Source organism: Acinetobacter junii (assembly GCF_018336855.1).
GTDB classification, from domain to species: Bacteria; Pseudomonadota; Gammaproteobacteria; order Pseudomonadales; family Moraxellaceae; genus Acinetobacter; species Acinetobacter junii.
This window is the reverse complement of sequence record NZ_CP059558.1, coordinates 3,002,165-3,024,035: the sequence shown is the minus strand read 5'-3', so window position 1 is coordinate 3,024,035 and position 21,871 is coordinate 3,002,165. Positions and strand designations below refer to the sequence as shown.

Here is a 21,871-nt window from a genome sequence, read left to right as displayed (position 1 = left end):
AAAATATGCAGCATTTTTTAGAATTTATTCGTAGGTTGGCGGAGTATGTCGAATTCGACCATTACCCCTTGGGTTGTTGGCAATTGGAAAATGAATCCAATGCATGCTGACGCTTTAAAATTAATAGAAGAATTTAAACTGTTATTACAACAGGAACCTATTTCTCAAGCGGCATGTCATATTGGTGTTTCTCCAGTATCGATTGCGCTTACAAATATACAAGCACATTTAGCTGAATTTAATCGAACAATCTATACGGTCGCTCAGGACGTTTCCAAAATTGCTGGCACAGGGGCGTATACGGGTGAGGTCAGTGCTGAATTGCTTAAAGATAGTCAAATCGAATTTGTACTGATTGGACATTCTGAGCGTCGAGAGTTATTCGGTGATAATGTAGAAATCATCAAGGCTAAACTCAACAATGCTTTAAATGCAGGATTGACTGTGATTTATTGTGTTGGTGAAAGTTTAGAGCAGCGCGAGCAGGGCGCTGCTGAACAAGTTGTATTACAACAAATTTGTGATATCGCAGCGATTGTGAAGCCTGATCAATGGCAGCATATTGTGGTTGCTTATGAGCCGATTTGGGCGATTGGCACTGGAAAGACTGCTTCTCCTGCTGATGCGCAAATGATGCATGCAAAAATTCGTGAAGGTTTAAAACAAATCACACCTTTCGGAGCAAATATTGCTATTTTGTATGGCGGAAGTGTGAAAGCTGAGAATGCTGTTGAATTAGCTGCATGTCCAGATATTAATGGCGCTCTGGTTGGTGGTGCATCACTCAATGCGCAATCCTTCTTCCAAATCGCAAAAGCTTTTGCTCAAAGCAAATAACGAGGAATAGAAATGTATAGTTTTATACTCGTTGTACATATCATTTTGGCAATTTTGATTATTGCTCTGGTTCTTGTACAACAAGGTAAGGGTGCTGAAGCTGGCGCATCTTTTGGTGGTGGCGGTGCTGCCACAGTATTTGGTGCTTCGGGTGCAGGTAACTTCTTGACCCGTTTAACTGCTATTTTTACTGCATTATTTTTTGTAACTAGTTTGACCTTGGCTGTGTTTGCTAAAAAACAAACGACAGATGCATATACGCTTAAATCAGTTCAAACGACGACAACAGCTCCTGCCTCATCGTCTGAAACTTCATCAAACGCGCCAAAAACAACTGAATAAGTTGATTTAGGACTTTTCTTTTTCGCTTTAAACGAATAGAATGCGTCCCACAAAGCTGCGGTGGTGGTGGAATTGGTAGACACGCTACCTTGAGGTGGTAGTGCTTTCGGGCGTGGGGGTTCAAGTCCCCCCTTCCGCACCAAACTTAATAACCAGTAAGTTTGGTGTATGCAGTGTTTTGTTGATGCGGGATGGAGCAGTCTGGTAGCTCGTCGGGCTCATAACCCGAAGGTCGTTGGTTCAAATCCAGCTCCCGCTACCATTTGATTAAGGTGCAACTTAATCAAGCAAGTATGAAAACTTGAATTGACTTTTTTTCGTATTTGTATATAATCTTTGCACGTTGATGCGGGATGGAGCAGTCTGGTAGCTCGTCGGGCTCATAACCCGAAGGTCGTTGGTTCAAATCCAGCTCCCGCTACCAAGTTTCTTAAAAGAGGCTCACAATAAGGTGGGCCTTTTTGCACAGTGGGCAATGCTTTTCTGTGTAACATAGGGGCGATTTACGCCCTTTTTTATTGGTTGTTTAGCTATCGTGTAGTGTTCGACATCAATTGGTCAAATAGTCGTGCTTCACTATACGGTTAAGATTGATTGGCTCGCATGAGAGCGACGAGAGTAAATGAAATTATCAAATAAATCTCAAGCATTGCATGATCTTATCGCGCCAGCTGTAGCTGCGTGTGGTGTAGATCTGTGGGGGATTGAATTCCTTCCACAAGGAAAGCGTTCTTTATTACGTATTTATATCGATAAACCTGTCGATGAGAACGCAGAACCTATTCTGAATGAAGATGGTGAATTAGAACAAGGGCGTGGTATTGGCGTTCAAGATTGTGTGCTCGTTACACAACAAGTGGGTGCAATGCTTGATGTTCATGATCCTATTTCTGGTGAATATGCTCTTGAAGTATCATCACCTGGTTGGGATCGACCATTCTTCCAATTAAATCAATTACCAGCATATATTGGACAACAAGTGGCTTTACGCTTGATTGCTGCCGTCGAAAACCGTCGTAAGTTTCAGGCGAAATTGCTTTCTGTAGATTTGGAAAATGAACTGATCCAAGTTGAAGTGGAAGGTAAACACGTGCTTGAAATTGATAGCAATAACATTGATAAAGCAAATTTAATCTATCAAGACTAATATTAACTTAATTTTATAAGAAATCGGTAGGTGACTTATGGGCCGCGAAATTCTTACCGTTGCAGAAACGGTTAGTAATGAAAAAGGTGTTAGTCGTGAAGCGATCTTCCAAGCGTTAGAGCAAGCCCTTGTTGCAGCAACGAAGAAAAAGTTTTACGAAGGTACACATTCAGAAGAAGCTCAACTTCGCGTTGAGATTGATCGTAAAACAGGTGATTACCGTACTTTCCGTCAGTGGACAGTTGTTGCGGACGAAGATCATGAAATGCCAGCTTGCCAAGATGCAATTTCAGATGTAGATCCATCGAAATGGTCGATTGGTGATGTGCGCGAACTTGAAGTTGAGTCAATCGAGTTTGGTCGTATTGCTGCACAGATCGCAAAACAAGTAATTGTACAAAAGATTCGTGAAGCTGAGCGTGCATTGGTTGCTGATGCTTATGAATCGAAAGTCGGTGAGTTGATTTACGGTGAAGTGAAAAAGCAAACCAAAGATGGCTTTATCATTGATCTAGGCGACAATGCAGAAGCTTACTTGGCGCGTGAAGAAACGATCCATAAAGAAATTTTGCGTCCTAAACAACGTATCAATGCAATTTTATATAGCGTGAATCGTGAAGGTCGTGGCGCACAACTTTTGTTGTCTCGTTCACGTCCAGAGATGCTGATTGCATTGATGAAAAAAGAAATTCCTGAAATTTCTGAAGAAATCATTGAGATTAAAGCAGCAGCACGTCAACCAGGCGTTCGTGCTAAAATTGCAGTGAAAACTAACGACCACCGTATTGATCCTGTTGGTGCTTGTATTGGTATGCGTGGTACACGTATCCAAGCAGTGCAACAAGAGTTAAATGGTGAGCGTATCGATGTTGTGGTGTGGTCTGATGATCCAGCGCAATATATCGCAAGTGCTTTAGAGCCAGCAGATGTATCTGGTATCGTATTAGATGAAGATGCACGCAGTGCAGACATCATTTTTGCGACCAATGACCAATTGGCGCGTGCGATTGGTTCACAAGGACAAAATGTTCGTTTGGCATCTGAATTGACGGGTTATAAACTCGACATGATGTTAGAAGAAGAGTATCGTGCTCGTCAGCAAAATGAAGCTCAACAATATCTCGATATGTTTGTTTCTCGTCTTGATATTGATGAGGATTTAGCAATGGCATTGGTTGAGATGGGCTTTACTTCATTAGAAGAAATTGCTTATGTTCCAGCTGAAACATTTGATGAAATCGAGCTTGAGGCTGATTTAGTTGAATTGTTACAAAGTCGTGCGAAAGAAGCTGCATTAACGGATGCGTTAAAACAGCAAGAAAATATTCAAGAGCCAAGTGCAGAACTTCTCGGTATGGAAGGTATGACGACTGAGATTGCATATGCATTGGCGGCGCGTGGTGTGATTACGATTGATGATTTGGCTGACCAAGCGACTGACGATATCTCAGATATCGAAGGTTTAGGTCATGACAAAGCAGGTCAGTTAATTATGAAAGCACGTGAATCATGGTTTAATTAGGAGATAATAGATGACGGACAAGTCGATTCAAGAGTTAGCGCTCAGCGTAGAACGTCCTGTAGAGAAACTCCTAGAGCAGGTTCGCGATGCAGGTCTACCACAGCGTAAAGCAGATGACATTATTACCACTGAACAGCAAGATACTTTGGTCAATTATTTGAAAAAAGTACACGGTCAGGAAAGTGGTAACACAGGAAAAATTGCGTTGAAACGTAAAACAACGAGTACTGCTAAAGTAACAAGTACATCGGGTAAAGCTAAAAACATTAATGTTGAAGTGCGCAAAAAACAAGTATTTGCGAAACCGAGTCCTGAGTTACTTGCAGCAGAAGCAAAAGCGCGAGCTGAAGCTGATCAGAAAGTACGTGTTGAACAAAAAACACGTGTTGAAGCTGAACAGAAAGCCCGTGATAGTGCTGAGCAAAAAGCTAATGCAACTTTAGAAGCAATGCGTGCAGAGCATACTTCTGACAGTTCAACACAAGCACCAGCTAAAACAGCTGTTGTCGTTAAAAAACGTAACAGCGACAAGATTATTAAAGCACCTGTTGTTAAGCCAACAGAAACGCCAGAACAGAAAAAAGCTCGTGAAGCTCAAGCGGCTCAGTTAAAAGCTACTGAAGAAGCTGTACGTCGTAAAGCTGCTGAAGAAGCACAACAGCGTACACTCGAGCAAATGCGTAAAATGGCATCAAAATATTCAAATGATGATGCTACGACTACGATTCGCGTGATTGATGACTCTCCTTTAGCTGCTGGTCTTGTTGGTCAAGCATATGAAGATTCATTCAACAAAGAAGACCGTGAAATCAAACGTGGTGGTGCAACTGCAAATCCACGTGCTGGTAAGAAAAGCGGTCGTGGTGGCGATGCTCAAGCAGAGCAAAGTTTCAGTAAGAGCCATCACAAGCGTGGTTTAAAAACGAGCCAAGCGAATAAACATGGTTTTGAAAAACCTGTTAAGAAGCAGATTTATGATGTTGAGATCGGTGAGAAAATTATTGTTGCTGATCTTGCTCAAAAAATGGCAGTTAAAGTCCGTGAAGTAATCAAAACACTCATGAAAATGGGTGAGTTAGTTACTCAGAACCAAGCAATCGATCAAGATACAGCTGTACTTGTCGTCGAAGAGTTGGGTCATAATCCAGTTCTAGTTTCTGATACTCAAGCGGAAGACAACTTACTTGAAGCTGCTGAAGAAGCACGTGGTGAGCAAACAACTCGTCCGCCTGTTGTAACAATTATGGGTCACGTTGACCATGGTAAAACGTCACTATTAGATCGTATTCGTCGCTCTAAAGTGGCAGCTGGCGAGGCGGGTGGTATCACTCAGCACATTGGTGCTTACCATGTTGAAACTGAGAAAGGTATTATTACTTTCCTAGATACACCTGGACACGCAGCGTTTACGTCTATGCGTGCTCGTGGTGCGAAAGCAACAGATATCGTAGTTCTAGTTGTTGCTGCTGATGATGGTGTAATGCCACAAACAGCGGAAGCGATTGATCATGCTCGTGCAGCGGGTACGCCGATCATTGTTGCAATCAACAAGATGGATAAAGAATCAGCTGACGTTGACCGTGTACTTAATGAGTTGACTACAAAAGGTATCGTGCCTGAAGAATGGGGCGGTGATGTTCCTGTTGCAAAAGTATCTGCGCATTCAGGTGCTGGTATCGATAGCTTACTTGACCTTATCTTGATCCAAGCAGAATTGATGGAGCTTAAAGCTTCAGCAGAAGGCGCGGCACAAGGTGTAGTAATTGAAGCGCGTGTTGATAAAGGTCGTGGTGCGGTTACTTCTATCCTAGTGCAAAACGGTACTTTGAATATTGGTGATCTTGTATTGGCTGGTTCATCTTATGGTCGTGTCCGTGCGATGTCAGATGAAAATGGTCAACGTATTACTTCGGCTGGACCATCAATTCCAGTTGAAATTTTAGGTTTACCTGAAGCACCGATGGCGGGTGATGAAGTTCTAGTCGTCAATGACGAGAAGAAAGCACGTGAAGTTGCTGATGCTCGTGCAGATCGTGAACGTCAAAAACGTCTTGAACGTGCAAGCTCTATGCGTCTTGAAAACATCATGGCGTCTATGGGCAAGAAAGATGTTCCAACTGTGAATGTTGTACTTAAGACTGATGTACGCGGTACTTTAGAAGCATTACATGTTGCACTTGATGAGTTATCTACTGATGAAGTGAAAGTGCGTGTAATTGGTTCAGGTGTTGGTGCGATTACAGAATCTGACGTTACTCTTGCAGAATCTTCAGAAGCTGTATTATTAGGCTTTAACGTTCGTGCAGATAACACAGCGCGTCAAAAATCTGACCAAGATGGTATCGACATCCGTTACTACAGCGTTATCTATCAATTAATTGATGACGTGAAAGCAGCAATGAGCGGGAAACTTGCTCCTGAACATCGTGAAACAATCTTGGGTGTTGCTCAAGTTCGTGAAGTGTTCCGTTCAAGCAAGTTTGGTGCTGCTGCAGGCTGTATGGTAATGGAAGGTGTAATCCACCGTAACAAACCAATCCGCGTCTTACGTGATGATGTGGTTGTATTCCAAGGTGAGCTTGAGTCATTACGTCGTTATAAAGATGTAGTAGAAGAAGTTCGTGCTGGTATGGAATGTGGTCTTGCGGTTAAAGGTTATAACGACATCAAAGAACTTGATAAAATCGAAGTTTATGATGTTCAATTGGTTAAACGGAGTCTTTAATGGCGGGTAGCCAACGCTTAAAGCGAATGGCGGATTCAGTACAACGTGAGTTGTCAGAGTTGATCCGTCAGGAGCTTAAAGATCCACGCTTAGGTGGTCTAGTGACCATCTCTGCGGTCAAAGTCAGTGCTGACTTAGGATACGCTGAAGTTTATGTAACCGTGATGGGGCGTGAGCTTGGTGATGAGCAAAGTGAAGCAGCAAATAAAGAAACTTTAGATGTGTTAAATAAAGCATCTGGTTTTCTGCGTCATGAGCTAAGTCGTCGTATTAAGACACGTATTACCCCTAGATTGCGGTTCCATTATGATAAAACCAATGCATACGGTAACTACATGTTTGGTTTGATCGCTGAAGCTGTCAAGGATCTGCCTGAACAAGGGCAAGAAGATAAAGAATAAATTTAAAAAAGCCACCTACGGGTGGCTTTTTTATGATGAGAATATATTGTTTAAATCACAAGATTTAGTTCTGATCTTCTTTATTTGCTGTACGACGATAACGTTGCCACGGTAGAGGACGATTTAATGCTTCTGGCACATCACCACTCATAGAACGTAATCGTAAATGTATCGCAGCTTGTGCCATCAAATTGGCTGAAACTGGCGCTGTGATAAAGATAAATAGAGTGATAAGTAACTCTGCAAAGCCAAACTTTCCTTGAGTTGCACCAAAGATCATCGCAGCAATTAAGAAACTACCTAAACCTAATGTGCTTGATTTTGTGGGTGCATGTAGGCGCATAAATAAATCAGGTAAACGAATCATGCCGATAGAACCCACCAGCATAAAAAATGCACCAAAAATCAAAAAGAAGGAAATAATTATTTCAAAAACAAATTGCATGATATATCTCCTTAATCGATCACATGACCCGTTGTAAAGTAACGAGCAAGTGCCGCAGTTGACACAAAGCCCAACATGGCAACCAGCAGCGCACCTTCAAAGACATTCGTGCTGACCCAATACACACCTAAAACGATAATCAGACAAGTCGCGTTCAGGAAAAGCGTATCCAACGCCAATAATCGATCAATCACTGACGGTCCTATGATTAAGCGAATTAGGCAAAGAAACATAGAAATCGTAATCGCAATTAAGCAAATACCAAGAGCATAAGGCAAGATTGTCATTGTTCTACTCCTTGCATTGGCTTGACATTAAAAATCTCCAATAAAGGTGTTTCATATCTATTTTTGATTTCTTGAATATCAAGTTCTGCATTATCTGAACTGAGTGCATGAACTAGAATATCACCTCGCTCTTGATCAATACCTGCTGAAACTGTACCTGGTGTTGTGGTGATGATCATCGCCAGTAATGTATTAACTTCTTCATGTTCCGTTTCAAGCGGTACTCGATACCATTTAGGTTGTAAGTGATCTATCGGTCCAAGCACCATCCGTGCAACACGAAAGTTTGAAATTACAATATCCCAAAACACAACGAAGAATAATTTGATAGCAGGTATCCAATGTATATGTGGTGTGCGTGCGATGAAAGGGCGTAGTAATCGTGGAATAATAATGGCTAACAAGGTTGCTAGAAATAATGTCGATAGTTCAACGCTTCCTGACAACATTAACCAACTGAGAAATACCATAAATGAAACAAATGGGTGTGGAAACCACCGATCAAGCAAAGCGATTTTTTGCATGTTAGTGTTCCTCCATCGGTTTTAATTGACTGGCATTTGGAATTGTTGGTGCTTCAAGAGTTTGCTCTGCAATCTGACGTTGTTTGTATTCCGAAATGTGCTCACCTTGCAATGTTGGTTTAGAAATCACATTTGGAATCAACAGTGCATTATGATCTTCTACTTCACCACCATATTTCGTTTCTGGCAAATAGCTAGGATCATAAGGTTGTACGCTAATAGGGCGACCTTGATCATCAAGTTTTAATATTGCTTCATTATAAAGTGCATGATTCTGAATTTGCTGAGCAGTCGCAGTCATATAATGTTGTACTGGCGCAGCAAAAACGACATAACTCATCAAGCCGAATAAAATGACATAAATCACGGTGTCATTACGATTAGGTGCTTTTTCAGGTAAATCTTGATAAGTAGCAAATGCTGCTTCATCAGGATTGTCTTCAGGTGAGGTCGCTCGCCAGAACAGAATAAAACCTACACGTGTTAATGCGATGATACTCAGTAAGCTGACAACTAGAATCACAGCAATAATCCAACCTTGATAAGCTGTTTCAGCTGTTGCTTGAAGAATAAAGACTTTACCTAAAAAACCGCTAAACGGAGGTAATCCAGCCATCATAAGTGCGATGGTGAAATAGGTAAATGCAGCTGCTTTTTCTTGCTTTATTTTTGGTGCGATTTTTAAATGATCTTTAAACTCGCCACGTTGTGAAGTCATCCAGCCACAGAATAGATAAAATGCTGCAGCGATTAATGTACTATGCACTAAATAATAAAGACCTGCTGCCCAAGCTTGGGTGTTTAGCATAGCGATCGCAATCAGTAATGTTCCAATTGACGATAGCACCATAAACCCAACAAAACGACGTAAGCGATCTGCTCCAAGTGCACCAATTACACCATATAGAGATGTAATTAATCCAATAACCAGTAAGACATGCTTTAAGATGTCTTTTGCCATCGCGTCATCGAATACCGTTCCATTGACACGTAATATGGCATAGATACCTACTTTGGTCATGATTGTGAAAATCGCTGCAACAGGCGTGCTCGCTACAGCATATGTTTTCGGTAGCCAAAAACCCACGGGCAACATTGCGGCTTTGATACCAAAGACAACGAATAACAAAAAACCACCAGCAATTGCGAGTTTGTGCTGATCATTGTCTAGGGTAGGGACAAGACGGCTGACATCAGCCATGTTTAAACTACCGACGCTGCCATAGATCATGCCTAAACCGATGAGGAAAAGCGCCGAGGCAAGTAAATTAATCGTGACGTAATGAACGCCAAGTTGAAAGCGAGGACGACCTTGACCATGCAGTAATAATACGTACGATGCCATCAACAAGATTTCAAAAAATACGAATAGGTTGAACAAGTCACCTGTTAAGAATGCACCAGATAATCCCATGAGTAGGAAGTGGAACATTGCATGGAAATAGCGACCACGAGTATCCCAATTATCACTGGCATACCAAAGTACAGGGAGTGCCAAACCATAAGTTAATACCAGCATAAAAGCTGAAAGTCGATCTAAGACTAAAACAATACCAAAAGGTGCAGACCACTCACTGAGTTGATAAACCGTTATCTGACCTGTGCTCGCTAACAGTAAATAGCTCACTGCAGTAATCAGCCCCAAAGTGACTGAACCTAAACTAATACTCCGTCGCCATGGTTGACGCCAATCTTGTTTTAAAGAACCAGAACCAGGATTTCCTAAAATTAATAGAAGGAAACTTGTAAATGCAGGAATTAAAATACTAAAAATTGGAGCGTGACTTAGCCAAAAATTTGAAAAATTGAACATTATGGCTCATCCTCGCGTGGGTCATATGTCAAGGTTGGTTCCTCTTTGGAGTCAACATGATCCGTACCAGACTCATAACGACTGCGTAACGCCAATTGCACAATAAATGCGGTTGTTGCAAAACCAATTACAATTGCTGTCAAAACTAATGCTTGAGGAAGTGGATCGGTTACTTTGGTTGCTTCAGTTAAAATTGCAGGCGCGTTGACTTGTAAGCGGCCCATTGCAAATAAAAATAAATTCACCGCATAACCAATCATGGCAAGTCCAAGAACGACAGGAAATGTCCTTGCACGCAAAATCAAATAAATGCCTGTTGCAGTCAGTAATCCAATTCCCGATGCGAGTAAAAATTCAATACTTACCATTTTATTTATCTCCACTTGGGATTGGACCCGACATACTTGAGTGGCGAGAGTCACCTAAAACTGAAATTAACAGCATCGTGGCACCCACAACAGTGATGTATACGCCTAAATCAAATGCAGCCGCAGAAGCTAAATGCATTTTGCCTAGAAGCGGAGGCTCAACATAAATATGAGCACTGGTCAAGAATGGACGTGCCCAGTACCACGCGGCAATCCCAGTTAAACCTGCAATCGTGAGTCCAGAACCAATCCATATCTCATAAAGGCGACCAGATTTAGCTTTGATCATTTGCTCTGCCTGATCTTGACCTAAAACGATATATTGAATAATCAATGCCATCGAAGTAATCAATCCTGCAATAAAGCCACCACCAGGATAGTTATGACCACGCAAGAAAATATAAACACTAACCACTAATGCAAGAGGAAGTACCCACGAAGCAGTAATACGTAACATTAACGGTGACGGATTAAAACGATAGCTAAGACCTTGCGTCATGGTCGTACCATGAGCACGCATACCATCCATTAGACATAGGGCACCGATTGCAGCAATACCAAGTACTGCAATTTCCCCAAAAGTATCGAATCCACGGAAATCAACGAGGATCACGTTGACAACATTTGAGCCACCGCCTAATGGAATTGACTGTTGCAAGAAGAACCAAGAGATAGAATTATGGTCTCTGGTTAGGATTAACCATGTAATCCAACCGATGCCAAAACCTCCAGCAATTGCCAAGCTTGCATCACGCCAACGACGAGGACGACTTGATTCGTATGGTGTTAATTGCGGAAGTAATGATAGGCTCATGAGAAGCAATACAGTGGTGACAACATCAACTGTGATCTGAGTTAATGCAAGATCTGGAGCAGATAAAGTCACGAAAACCATAGTCACGACTAAACCAACGGCTCCGCTGATTAACACTGCCTTGATACGTTCATGATGGAACCACAGCATCATCCAACATGCTGAGAATAGAGTAAGCCAAAGAACGATTGCGACCCAAGGTGCATGTGTAAGTTCTCTAGTACCAGTTGTTAAGCCTTGATTGAACAAAGGTAAGGCGACCATGATGATGCTGAACAAAACGATCCAGAGCAAATAGCTTTGTAATGAACCATTTTCAGTTTTTTGCTTAATTTTGCGGCTATTCAATAATAAATGTTTAAGGAATAACTCGAATAAAATCTTTCCTTGAAACTTGCCTAAATACGGATCTAAATCGATTTTACGAATGCGACCATCTTTGGCGAGGCTAAAATAGAAAATTGCCCCGCCAATTAATGCAATTACACTCATTAGCAATGGAGCATTGATGCCATGCCAAATCGCGAGATGTGTACCTTCAAAATTTGGTTGCATGAGACTGGAACGTGTCACGCTGTTGACCATCGTACCTGCAAGAAGGGCAGGGAAAATACCGACTAAAATACATAAAGTCGCAAGAAAAATTGCAGGTAAACGCATCCCTAAAGGTGGTTCATGCGCATCTTTATTCGGTACTTGATTCCCAAGCTCGCCGTCGAAGAACACCCCGTGAACTAGACGAATCGAGTAACTGACTGCAAATATGCCTGCCAAAGTTGCAACGATAGCTGAAATGACCATCACTGGTCCTGACAAATTAGCGAGCAATTCGGTAAAGAACATTTCTTTGGAAATAAAACCATTGGTCAGTGGAACACCTGCCATTGAGGCAGCTGTGATCATAGTTAATGTGCCAGTGAACGGTAATAACTGCCAAAGACCACTAAGCTTGCGTAAATCTCGCGTGCCACTTTCATGATCAATAATGCCAGCTAGCATAAACAATGCAGCTTTGAAGGTGGCATGGTTAATGATATGGAAGATTGCGGCTGCTACAGCAAGAGGAGAACCAATACCAAGTAAACAAACAATTAAACCTAAATGACTAATTGTTGAATAAGCCAATAAACCTTTGAGATCTTCTTTGAAAATCGCGAAACCTGCTGCCATACACAAGGTGAACAGGCCAACAAAAGTTACGATATTGTGATAAAGCGCAGCACCAATAAAAATAGGTGCTAAACGAGCAAGTAGAAAAATACCTGCTTTTACCATAGTCGCTGAATGTAGATATGCAGAAACAGGCGTTGGTGCAGCCATCGCATTCGGTAACCAAAAGTGGAATGGAAACTGGGCACTTTTGGTAAATGCACCTAATAAAATTAATAATAGTGTCGGAACGAATAAGGCATGTTGTTGAATTTCATCTTTCATCAACACCAGTTGATCGATTTGATAGGTCCCTGTAATTTGCCCCAAAAGAACAAATCCACCTAGCATCGCTAATCCACCCATCCCCGTAATGGTGAGAGCCATACGTGCGCCACGTTGAGCAGCATCGTACTGACTCCAGTAACCCACTAAAAGAAATGATGAAATACTGGTAAGCTCCCAAAAAACTAAAAGGATCATCAAGTTGTTTGAGAGTGAAATCCCGAGCATCGCTGCCATGAACAACATCAAAAGTTGATACAGTTTAGCTAACGAATTTTTAGGACTTAAATAATAATAGGCATAAATATAAATAAGCGTACCGATACCGCTAATCAGTAAACTAAACAATAAACCTAAAGCATCTAAACGAAAGCTTAGATTGATCCCAAATTGCGGAAGCCAGTCCCAGCTTTGTACGAGCGGTGTGCCCTGAAGAACCGTTTCTGCTTGAGTTAGCAGTAATAAAAAACAACTCAGGCTAATGCCTATCGCCCCTAGTGCCGTCACACCACGTGAAAAACGTTGCAGCTGTGAGACAAGGGTGGTGCCGAGTATAAGCGGTAATAAGATAATAATCGGTAGCACACTGGTATCCATGTCGATGATTTAGATCAAAGGACCTAAGGGTGAATTTTCTTCCAAGATTCACAGGCATTCAAAGAGATTGCCAAAGTTTCAAATCTCGAAACCCAATCAAGTTAACGGAGGCAGCAAGTTGTATTGCACAACTTGAAAATAAAAAATGAGTTTTATCTTACTATAAAACATCAACAAAAACCCGATGGTATTACATGAAGTAACAACATTCTAGCAACTCAAAAGCCAAAAATCGTTCACCAAAACAATCAATTAAAGTGAAGTCTCTTGAGGGGTATCATCTATTTTTAACAGATTGAATAAATCAGTTTTTTCTTGTGGATTAAGTTCCTGTATTTGATGAAATAACTCATCCACTTTACTTACAAGGGTTTCTGTTTCTAACAAATTATGCGTTTGAGCAACGTTAGTTCCTTCACTCCATACCAGTTGATTATAAAGTTGCGAGAGTTGGTTTTGAGATTGTGCAAGATTGATTTCGTAGATTTCGTTGGCATCCAAACGTAAACATTGATAATCAAGCGCATGTTCTAAAAGCTCATCTCGGTTACCTGTTACGATGATTTGTAGTCTAGGGAATGCAAGATGTAGTCGCTGTAGAATTTCTGCTGAGAAGTTTTGATCGAGTTGATGATCAACCTGATCAATTAATAAAATCCCATCACCTTCTAAGCAAGGATCGAAGCAATGTTGGTTAAGTAAACATAAGCGACGTGTCACATCACCGATCAGTGCGATCCATGTTTTGAGGGAGGCTGATAATTGTTGAAATGGAATGAGTTGCTCTTTGTAGCGCACCATCAATTGCAGTTTTGGTACATATTGTATAAATAAATCAGTAACTTCTGGAAAAACTGTGTGTAGACTTTTTTTCAGAGCATATAAGTTTGGTGCAGATAGTTGTTTGGGATGATTGGCAAGTTCTTGTTGAAGCTGCTGTAAAATTTCAGACTGATTTTGTTGTTTGAAATCATTCCCCATTAAGCGTCGAACAATATGAGCAGAGTGCGCATTTTCCACGTCACTGATTTCTCGTAACCATTCAAAAAAACGTGCAAAGGTTGTGTAGGGAAGTGCTGTTAAATCATATGCCGCAACTTCTTGCAAAATACCTGGAACATTTTTGCTTTGTAGATTGACTTCTTGGACGAAGCGTTCAGCAGGATAGTAGGCAATCAGGGGTAAGCCGAACAAAGGATCTTGCAGGCTGGTTTTCTGATAAAGATTCACCACTTGATCTAGTTGTTGAGTTTCAACCTGACTGATACCAACGCCTTGACTATTAAATGTTTTAAATAATTTCCATGAGCAACTATGCGTATCTGTTTCTAGAGCAGAACTACTTTCAGCAAGAGCACCATTTAACTCAGAACTGATTCTAACGTTGACTTGAACTTTTGCTTGAAGTCGAGTCAGCATAATATCTTGATCAGAGATCACTACGCCTGCGGTTCGAATATCTTTGAAACGTGCTGAAAACCAAGTCAGAGCTTGGTAAATATTTTTTAAAACTGTGGTTTTGCCTGTCGCCTGATCACCAAGGATTAAGGTAATTGGGCGTTGTGCAGGGTGAAATTCAACAGTTAAATCTCGGAACATTCCGACATGTTTAAATTGAACCGACTCGAGTTGCATAAGCTCACCTCAATCCTGAGCGCTTTATCCTGCGGACTGGCGAAGAGTTGAGGGAGCGCATCGTTTTAATTGTTGTATTAAGTCATATAGATGATGAATATTTAGACTTACTTTAGCACGTGTACACGCAACGTAAAGTAATCTCAGCTCTTCATCTGTAATTTTATGTTCCAAGCCATTTATTTTAAATTGATAGTCATCTTCGATGTGTACGCGATTCCACTCTAAGCCTTTGGCTTTATGTGCAGTTGAAATGACATAATCAGCTTGTTCAATCGGGGTGATTTTAGCTAAAGCGCGTTTGAGTGGCTCAGTCCCATGATCATCAACTAGTTTCACTAAGGGTTTGATATCACTGCCATCATTCGTTTCACAGTATTCATGTACATCATGCCATGAATTAAACCAAGCAAGCTCTGGTACATCAGTGATGCGTTTACCTTGTTTGAGTAAACTGGCAGCATCAACAAAACGGCTCAGTTTTTGGTGATCAGCTTGTAAGCTGACTTTATCACCATGAACTAAACCTGAAAGTAATAACTCCATCGCTCTTGCATTGGTCCGACATAAAATCGCATCGCGCATTTTGGTATGCGGTTTGTTGACGACATTGGACTTAACATTTGGATTGCCGAGTAAAGGGACAGTTTCATTCAACGCACCTAGTATGGAGTTTGCTACATCAGCAATCGCATCACCAAAACGGAATGAAGTCGTCAAGCGACTTTCATGTAAGGGCATTTGTTGCATTGCATTGACTGCGCCACGCCATGCATAAATCTGCTGATGTGCATCACCCACATAAATCACTTGGGTACTTTTTTGACGAAGTAATATGCCAAGCATCAGAGGATCTGCATCTTGTGCTTCATCAAACAAGACATAATCTGTTGGAATATTGGGTTCAGATAAAGCCCATAATTTCAAATAAATGTCATGTCCAATACCAGCTTGATGATTTGGATCAATCGATTCTAACCAACGTCTTTCTACTGCAGGGTAAAGGTGTTGTTGTAACGACTGAATATCATCTTGGTGCAACCAGCTAGGTGCTTGAATATGACGAAGCGCAGGATATTGCGAACTTGTCGAGCAAAAATAACTGACCGCATTTGCCACTAAACTTGCAAGTCGACTAGGCATGAGTACATATTTTTCATAACGTCCCCCCATAAGGCGACGTAATGTAATCGGCTCAAGACGATATTCTTTAGCGATAAAACTTGGGCTTAAACGTGGTAAGCGTAGTTTATCAGTGACGCCACGAGGTACACTGCGAAAGGCAAGGGAGTGAAAGGTTCTGCAATTCACATTGCCATGAAATTTATTTTGCGCTTCAGATGCGATGGCTTTGTTAAATGCCAAATACATACCACGACGTTCAGGCATGGCATCACTGATCATTTGCAACGTCGTGGTTTTACCTGTGCCAGCATACGCAATCACTTTAAATGATTGTCCTAAACGAGCATTATCTATGGCAATCGCTTGCTCGTAGGTAGCTTTGGGTTTCTCGTGATTTGACACAGGCTCTAATTACGCTTCTTTGCTACGATTTGCTTTTTCAACCAAACCAGAAAGACCTTGACGACGAGCAAGTTCATCTAAAACTTCTTGCGGATCAAGATCGAAATAGCCCAACATGACAATACTGTGGAACCATAAATCGGCAACTTCATAAATGAGGTCATGTTTGTTTTCGAGAGAGGCGAGTGCGGCATAATCTTTGGCTGCAATAATGCTTTCAATACTTTCTTCACCGACTTTCTCTAGAATTTTATTGATGCCTTTTTTGTATAGACTCGCAATATAAGAACTATCTGCGGCAGCATTTTTACGCTCTTGCATCAAGCGACCTAAATACCCAAGTACATCGACTTGTTCACTGTGGTTATGCTCGTGAGTTTCTGCTTTTGCTGATGCGCCATAAATCGCCGTTGGATCTTTCAGCTGGGCATCTACAATCTCCCAACCTTGAGGGGTCAGTTTGCGATAGAAACAAGATTCACGACCTGTATGACAAGCAATACCACCATGTTGTTCAATTTGTAGAATAATAACGTCAGCATCGCAATCTAGACGGATTTCATACACTGTTTGGAAGTGTCCAGATTCTTCGCCTTTGTGCCACAATTTTTGACGTGAACGGGAGTAATACACCGCTTGATTCTTTTCAGCAGTCAGTTGTAATGCTTCACGGTTCATCCATGCAACCATTAACACTCGACCAGTTTGATGATGTTGTGCAATGGCAGGAACAAGACCATTGGAATCAAATTTAACTTCATCTAACCAGTTTGACATGAGTGAAAAATCCATTGAGTGGAAAGCCGTTAGTGTAGCGTTTGTGGCTTAGGTTGGCTATGCTTGTTGGGTAAAAAGTCATGGATCAGGCTTTAAAGATAGTTCGAGATTTCAATCAAGTTTTGATCTGGGTCACGAAAATATATCGAAAGGATTTTTCCTATCGCACCTGTTCTTTCGATTGGACCTTCAATGATTTTAATGTGCTGTGCCTGAAGGTGCGCAATCACTTCATGGAGCGGTGTTTCCGCAATAAAACATAAATCGGCCGATCCTTCGGTTGGACGATATGCTTTAGGTTCAAATTCTTTACCAGCTTGATGTAGATTGATTTTTTGATTGCCGAATTGCAGTGCTTTTCGGTTTTCGGCAAAAGTAATGACTTCAAAATTCAGGGCTGATTGATAAAACTGACAGGTGATTTCAATATTAGCAACGGTCAAAACAAAATGGTCTAAATGGCTAATTTTCATATTTAATTTAACTCTCTTTTTTTTATTCACATTCAGGTAATGATTGATTGTTTGTAATCAAACGATTTTCATGGTGTTGATACTCAGCAATTTGCTGATAACTCATTTGTTGAAGAGGTCCTTTTTTTAAGCCTGAAATTGTGATTGCCATTTCTTTACGAAAATAGGGGATTTGATACATCCACGGGAAAATTAAGTCACGTAAACTACCTGCCCACCAGTGGTTGGATTGATACAGAGGAGTCAGTAAACGGCTGAGAAATTGATAGAACTGAGTCGAGGAGCGGCGATGTTGATGATAGTGTTGCCATAATATCGACCAATCAATGTGCTGATTCTTCCGAGCGAGGCGCAATGATTGCGAAAAAGCCCATGCATCTAACAGTGCCATATTGGCGCCTTGTCCCAACTGAGGGCTCATGGCGTGCGCTGCATCACCGATGACCCCGATTCGACCTTGCCCAAATTTTGACATCACCACATCACGATATTGAGCTGATAGCCATTGCGGTTGATTTTGCTGGTCTAATAAAAGTTGACTGAACCACTCAGCCACATCTGGCCAGCGATCTGAAACTTGTTTTAGCCATAGCTGCTTTGCAGATTCATCTTTTAAGAAAGATTGCAGTTGCGATGTTGGTAAACTCCAAAACACACTTGAAAGCCGTTGTTGTGGTACTGCAGGAATAACTCCTGTCGGTAATATTCCCATCATAATGTTAGAGCGATCATAAAATTGATGCAGAATCTCAGGATTCAAGCTTAAGCATTCAGGCACGATTGTCCATGCAGCTCCCCAAGGATAGGGTTGATCGATTTTAACCCATGCTTTAGGGCGAAGTTGGCTTCTTGCACCGTTGGCAATCAGTACCGCATCAAAACAATCATCGAAGAATTGGTGTTTGCATGAGCCAAAGATTCGAACTTCACTTTGTAGTTCCTCAAGTCCGTCGATACGATGTCCCATTCTCCGAGTGACATGACTCGAATATTCAGCCAATTTTTCAGTTAAGACGTGACATAAGGTGGCACGATGAATACCAAGACCAAAATGATGAGCCTCAGCTTGGTGATAATGACTATTCACCAATAGACGTTTATCTGCAAGTTGACCTTCTAAACCCGTGACTTTTGCACCTAATTTCAATGCTTGATCAAGTACACCAAGATGTTCGAAAACAGCTAAGCCAGCAGGTTGTAAAAGTAAACCAGCACCAACAGGAGAGAGTTCATCAGCGTGTTCAAAGATCGTGACTTGATGACCTTCGCGTGCAAGTAGAATCGCGGTGGCGAGTCCTGCAGTGCCTGCACCAATAATTGCAAAATGAGGTGTTTTCATTGGTTAAAAATTTAGTCATCATCCTTTTGGCTTAGAATCCATTCATAACGTGTATCCTTGCCTGTATTTAGCTGTTGAATGGTACTTTCAATCAAATGTTTTAATGAATCAAAAAATATAGTTCGGGACCATGATTCATTTTGTAACTCTATAATCTGCCCAACAACGCCATGCTCACTAGGATCAAAATCAATCAATAAGTAATCGCCATTACGCCCTTCTGCAAATGGAATCCAGTTTGGATTCGCATAACCCTTACATTTGATTTTTATATCAAAATTTTCATCAGTTGTGTCTATATCCTCAAAGTCTTCATTTAACTCCATAATATTTTCCCATATCTCATAGAGTCTTGAGAATGGAAGTAGATCGTAGCCCCAACCATTGACGTGGAACTGAAAAACAGAAGTGACAGCATCCCAATACACATTATGTACTTTATAAAAATTGATGAGACTTGTAGGTAATTTGCCTTCAAATAAGCTTTGTTGCTCATCTATATCATGTTGTTGAATACCAAAAGTTAGGTTGTAAAATCGATTATAGCTTGGTACATAGGATTGAATCGCATAAAGCCAGTTTCCCCAAAGTGTTGAATAATATTCAAAGCCTGTATCAAGTTTTAAGGGGAGAGGGATTTCTGGTGCTTGGTAAGATTTAAAACAGATAAAAGAATAAGGATCTTTAAGATAAAGTGAAACAGAAACGTTTTGGGCAATTAAAGAATGCTTATCATCACCTACATATAATGCAACTCGTTGTTCAGGATGTGCTTTGTAATAATCAATCAAGGCGTGTTTATAAAAAGAAACTTGACCAGAAAATGCAGATTTGGGTTGATGGTCATATTTCTCAGGATTCAAAAGCAGGGTTATGTTTTCGATAAAATCATCATTTTTGCTATAAGCAACCAAACCTTCATCATCCCAAAGATAATTATGCTGATATGCTGTTTTAACTTTACGAAATGTTCCTAATGAAGAACAAAATGCTTGGATGGAAATTGGGAAACTCCAAATTTGACCATTGATTGAAAGACCTTGATCATTTAAGTCAATATTAAGCATATTTAAATCCTTATTTTATAAAGATGATTTTGATTTATTTTTAAGTAAAAAAAAAAGTAAAAAACTAAATATTATGAAAATGTTTGTAGAGTTTAGGCCAAATGATAGGTAAATGAACTGCTTAATGGGAATTATTGAATTAATACTTAATTCCCATTTCTAAGCATTATTTCACAATCCGCCACAGTGCCAAAAGGCTACTTAAGACGATCAGAATGATCGAAACAAACCAAGGGCTTATAATTGCGATCGTTAACATAATCAACATCGTGCTGCCAAACATCCAGCTACGACGTTGTTGCTGTTGCATTTGCAAACGCATTTGTTGTATTTCGCGCAGTTGTTTGTCTTGCCATGCCGACTGGTTTTTTAAACCATTCAAACTATCAATGAGTAAAGTTGGTAAATCCTGAGCACCCAAAAGTAAGTCTGGGATTTGTTGTCCAATTTCTTTGATATTTTTAACTGGGTTCATATTGGCTTTGACCCATTCAGTCAAAATCGGTTTTGCCAATTTCCAAATATCAAGTTGAGGGTAAAGATCAGTTCCTAAGCCCTCTACATGGACTAAGGTTTTCAACAACAACATCAGTTGCGGTGGGATTTCTAAATGGAATCGACGCGCAATATCCATGACTTGAATCAAAATACCTGCGAAATCTAATTGATCCATTGGTTTTGAGACCATTGGGCCCACAGTGCGGCGCATCTCACGAGATAAAGCATCTTGGTCAGTACCAGGTGGAATCCAACCTGCTTGATGTACGATCTGAATCAGTTGCATGAAGTTACTGTTCATGACAGCAAGTAACATACGCGCTACGGTCATTTGGTCATGTTTTGACAACTCACCCATAATGGCGCAGTCCAACGCGATAAAGCGTGGGTTACTTGGGTTAATTGTTTCCACAAACACATTACCAGGATGCATGTCAGCGTGGAAAAAGTTGTCACGGAATACTTGGGTGAAGAAGATCGTTAAACCTTTTTCAGCCAAATCAGCACGATCCATACCTAGGCGATCAAAAGTTGCGGTATCTGAAATTGGAACACCAGTGATGCGTTCTGCGACCATCACGTCTTTACTGTCCATATAGACTTCTGGCACATACATCATGCTTGAGCCAGTAAAGTAATGACGCATGCGGCGAGTGTTGTCTGCTTCTAGACTTAGATCAAGTTCATTTAAGATAATTTGGCGATAATCTTGAATGATTTCAGATAAATGCAGTGCACGCGCAGCTTCTAAACGGTTTTCTAGCCAATCGCCCAACCATGCCAAAATCTCAAAGTCTTGCAAAATTTGACTGCGAATATCAGGACGAGTGACTTTAACGATTACTTCACGTCCATCGTGCAAAGCTGCAGTATGAACTTGTGCAATCGATGCAGCCGCAAGAGGTTGTTCATCAAAACGTAGAAATAGTGTTGAAATATCTGCTTTTAATGAGTCTTGAATGCGTTGTTTCGCCAATTGTGTGTCATAAGGTTTTACACGATCTTGTAATAAAACCAATTGTGATAACACTTCTGGCGGGATCAAATCTCGGCGAGTCGAAAGCAATTGCCCAAGTTTAATGGCCAAAGGACCCATATCCTCAAGGGCTTCTTTTAACTTGAGTGGATTCTTTTTCTCACGACTTGACCACGCAGCAGGATGCATTTTGATGATGTTTAATGCATGACGTGCTTTAACTGGTAACTCTTCCGCAGGAAACAAGGTGTCAAGGCGGTAATGTGCTGCAATACGCCAGAGTTCGAGTAACCGTGTAATATGCGGAATCATATGGAATTTTA

19 protein-coding genes and 3 tRNA genes are annotated in these 21,871 nt (G+C 41.0%); 9 read left to right on the top strand and 13 right to left on the bottom strand.

The window, feature by feature from the left end; translation table 11 throughout:
• Positions 1–45 precede the first annotated feature (45 nt).
• The 9 genes from tpiA (at position 46) to H2677_RS13955 (ending at position 6,974) form a co-directional block, all read left to right on the top strand.
• Positions 46–837, top strand: coding sequence for a triose-phosphate isomerase (gene tpiA, locus H2677_RS13995; RefSeq protein WP_004958617.1), 792 nt, complete (start codon positions 46–48; stop codon positions 835–837).
• Positions 838–849: 12 nt separating this feature from the next.
• Entirely contained in the window at positions 850–1,179 is a 330-nt protein-coding gene (secG, locus tag H2677_RS13990) for a preprotein translocase subunit SecG (RefSeq protein WP_004916847.1), read from the top strand.
• A gap of 57 nt (positions 1,180–1,236) precedes the next feature.
• Positions 1,237–1,321 (top strand) — tRNA-Leu (locus H2677_RS13985).
• Positions 1,322–1,364: 43 nt separating this feature from the next.
• Positions 1,365–1,441, top strand: a tRNA-Met gene (locus H2677_RS13980).
• 85 nt (positions 1,442–1,526) lie between these two features.
• Positions 1,527–1,603, top strand: a tRNA-Met gene (locus H2677_RS13975).
• A gap of 198 nt (positions 1,604–1,801) precedes the next feature.
• The gene (gene rimP / locus H2677_RS13970; protein WP_004916844.1) at positions 1,802–2,326 is read left to right on the top strand and encodes a ribosome maturation factor RimP; all 525 of its coding nucleotides are present in this window, start codon (positions 1,802–1,804) and stop codon (positions 2,324–2,326) included.
• A 37-nt stretch (positions 2,327–2,363) separates the two neighbouring features.
• Positions 2,364–3,848, top strand: a complete 1,485-nt coding sequence (gene nusA, locus H2677_RS13965; RefSeq protein WP_004916840.1) for a transcription termination factor NusA — start codon at positions 2,364–2,366, stop codon at positions 3,846–3,848.
• 10 nt (positions 3,849–3,858) lie between these two features.
• On the top strand, positions 3,859–6,573 hold the full coding sequence (gene infB, locus H2677_RS13960) for a translation initiation factor IF-2 (protein ID WP_004957499.1): 2,715 nt from the start codon (positions 3,859–3,861) through the stop codon (positions 6,571–6,573).
• Positions 6,573–6,974: a ribosome-binding factor A gene (locus H2677_RS13955; RefSeq protein ID WP_004916834.1), complete on the top strand. Its 402-nt coding sequence runs from the start codon at positions 6,573–6,575 to the stop codon at positions 6,972–6,974. The genes infB and H2677_RS13955 overlap by 1 nt, the downstream gene beginning before the upstream one ends.
• 64 nt (positions 6,975–7,038) lie before the next feature.
• Here the strand turns inward: H2677_RS13955 and H2677_RS13950 are convergent, their stop codons facing one another.
• The 13 genes from H2677_RS13950 to H2677_RS13890 form a co-directional block, all read right to left on the bottom strand.
• Positions 7,039–7,419, bottom strand: coding sequence for a Na+/H+ antiporter subunit G (locus tag H2677_RS13950; protein ID WP_004916830.1), 381 nt, complete (start codon positions 7,417–7,419; stop codon positions 7,039–7,041).
• Positions 7,420–7,430: 11 nt separating this feature from the next.
• Complete coding sequence (locus tag H2677_RS13945) at positions 7,431–7,706, bottom strand: monovalent cation/H+ antiporter subunit F (protein WP_004916826.1); 276 nt, start codon at positions 7,704–7,706, stop codon at positions 7,431–7,433.
• Complete coding sequence (locus tag H2677_RS13940; RefSeq protein ID WP_212638780.1) at positions 7,703–8,230, bottom strand: Na+/H+ antiporter subunit E; 528 nt, start codon at positions 8,228–8,230, stop codon at positions 7,703–7,705. Before H2677_RS13940 ends, H2677_RS13945 begins: the two co-directional genes overlap by 4 nt.
• Position 8,231: 1 nt before the next feature.
• On the bottom strand, positions 8,232–10,043 hold the full coding sequence (locus tag H2677_RS13935) for a monovalent cation/H+ antiporter subunit D (RefSeq protein ID WP_004958626.1): 1,812 nt from the start codon (positions 10,041–10,043) through the stop codon (positions 8,232–8,234).
• Positions 10,043–10,411 (bottom strand): Na+/H+ antiporter subunit C, encoded by a 369-nt coding sequence (locus tag H2677_RS13930; protein WP_004876507.1) that lies wholly within the window; start codon positions 10,409–10,411, stop codon positions 10,043–10,045. The genes H2677_RS13935 and H2677_RS13930 overlap by 1 nt, the downstream gene beginning before the upstream one ends.
• Before the next feature lies 1 nt (position 10,412).
• Positions 10,413–13,256 carry a monovalent cation/H+ antiporter subunit A gene (locus H2677_RS13925; RefSeq protein ID WP_212638779.1) on the bottom strand — a complete coding sequence of 948 codons (2,844 nt, stop codon included), beginning with the start codon at positions 13,254–13,256 and terminating at the stop codon, positions 10,413–10,415.
• Between the two features lie 252 nt (positions 13,257–13,508).
• Complete coding sequence (locus H2677_RS13920) at positions 13,509–14,891, bottom strand: AAA family ATPase (RefSeq protein WP_099949286.1); 1,383 nt, start codon at positions 14,889–14,891, stop codon at positions 13,509–13,511.
• Between the two features lie 24 nt (positions 14,892–14,915).
• Positions 14,916–16,418 (bottom strand): UvrD-helicase domain-containing protein, encoded by a 1,503-nt coding sequence (locus H2677_RS13915; RefSeq protein ID WP_212638778.1) that lies wholly within the window; start codon positions 16,416–16,418, stop codon positions 14,916–14,918.
• Positions 16,419–16,427: 9 nt separating this feature from the next.
• Positions 16,428–17,195, bottom strand: coding sequence for a bifunctional phosphoribosyl-AMP cyclohydrolase/phosphoribosyl-ATP diphosphatase HisIE (gene hisIE, locus H2677_RS13910; protein ID WP_212638777.1), 768 nt, complete (start codon positions 17,193–17,195; stop codon positions 16,428–16,430).
• Between the two features lie 92 nt (positions 17,196–17,287).
• Positions 17,288–17,668, bottom strand: coding sequence for a VOC family protein (locus H2677_RS13905; protein ID WP_212638776.1), 381 nt, complete (start codon positions 17,666–17,668; stop codon positions 17,288–17,290).
• 22 nt (positions 17,669–17,690) lie between these two features.
• Positions 17,691–19,007 carry an FAD-dependent oxidoreductase gene (locus H2677_RS13900; protein WP_212638775.1) on the bottom strand — a complete coding sequence of 439 codons (1,317 nt, stop codon included), beginning with the start codon at positions 19,005–19,007 and terminating at the stop codon, positions 17,691–17,693.
• Between the two features lie 11 nt (positions 19,008–19,018).
• Entirely contained in the window at positions 19,019–20,074 is a 1,056-nt protein-coding gene (locus H2677_RS13895) for an SMI1/KNR4 family protein (RefSeq protein WP_212638774.1), read from the bottom strand.
• 166 nt (positions 20,075–20,240) lie between these two features.
• Positions 20,241–21,860 carry an ABC1 kinase family protein gene (locus H2677_RS13890; RefSeq protein ID WP_004916803.1) on the bottom strand — a complete coding sequence of 540 codons (1,620 nt, stop codon included), beginning with the start codon at positions 21,858–21,860 and terminating at the stop codon, positions 20,241–20,243.
• Between the last annotated feature and the right edge of the window lie 11 nt (positions 21,861–21,871).

Excerpts from the sequence above, each read along its gene's own strand:
- H2677_RS13890 (WP_004916803.1), bottom strand. The coding sequence starts at position 21,860 with ATGATTCCGCATATTACACGGTTACTCGAACTCTGGCGTATTGCAGCA.
- hisIE (WP_212638777.1), bottom strand. The coding sequence starts at position 17,195 with ATGTCAAACTGGTTAGATGAAGTTAAATTTGATTCCAATGGTCTTGTT.
- H2677_RS13950 (WP_004916830.1), bottom strand. The coding sequence starts at position 7,419 with ATGCAATTTGTTTTTGAAATAATTATTTCCTTCTTTTTGATTTTTGGT.
- H2677_RS13955 (WP_004916834.1), top strand. The coding sequence starts at position 6,573 with ATGGCGGGTAGCCAACGCTTAAAGCGAATGGCGGATTCAGTACAACGT.
- H2677_RS13925 (WP_212638779.1), bottom strand. The coding sequence starts at position 13,256 with ATGGATACCAGTGTGCTACCGATTATTATCTTATTACCGCTTATACTC.
- H2677_RS13945 (WP_004916826.1), bottom strand. The coding sequence starts at position 7,706 with ATGACAATCTTGCCTTATGCTCTTGGTATTTGCTTAATTGCGATTACG.
- H2677_RS13935 (WP_004958626.1), bottom strand. The coding sequence starts at position 10,043 with ATGTTCAATTTTTCAAATTTTTGGCTAAGTCACGCTCCAATTTTTAGT.
- rimP (WP_004916844.1), top strand. The coding sequence starts at position 1,802 with ATGAAATTATCAAATAAATCTCAAGCATTGCATGATCTTATCGCGCCA.
- H2677_RS13905 (WP_212638776.1), bottom strand. The coding sequence starts at position 17,668 with ATGAAAATTAGCCATTTAGACCATTTTGTTTTGACCGTTGCTAATATT.
- H2677_RS13930 (WP_004876507.1), bottom strand. The coding sequence starts at position 10,411 with ATGGTAAGTATTGAATTTTTACTCGCATCGGGAATTGGATTACTGACT.
- H2677_RS13920 (WP_099949286.1), bottom strand. The coding sequence starts at position 14,891 with ATGCAACTCGAGTCGGTTCAATTTAAACATGTCGGAATGTTCCGAGAT.
- nusA (WP_004916840.1), top strand. The coding sequence starts at position 2,364 with ATGGGCCGCGAAATTCTTACCGTTGCAGAAACGGTTAGTAATGAAAAA.
- secG (WP_004916847.1), top strand. The coding sequence starts at position 850 with ATGTATAGTTTTATACTCGTTGTACATATCATTTTGGCAATTTTGATT.
- H2677_RS13900 (WP_212638775.1), bottom strand. The coding sequence starts at position 19,007 with ATGAAAACACCTCATTTTGCAATTATTGGTGCAGGCACTGCAGGACTC.
- infB (WP_004957499.1), top strand. The coding sequence starts at position 3,859 with ATGACGGACAAGTCGATTCAAGAGTTAGCGCTCAGCGTAGAACGTCCT.
- H2677_RS13940 (WP_212638780.1), bottom strand. The coding sequence starts at position 8,230 with ATGCAAAAAATCGCTTTGCTTGATCGGTGGTTTCCACACCCATTTGTT.
- tpiA (WP_004958617.1), top strand. The coding sequence starts at position 46 with ATGTCGAATTCGACCATTACCCCTTGGGTTGTTGGCAATTGGAAAATG.
- H2677_RS13895 (WP_212638774.1), bottom strand. The coding sequence starts at position 20,074 with ATGCTTAATATTGACTTAAATGATCAAGGTCTTTCAATCAATGGTCAA.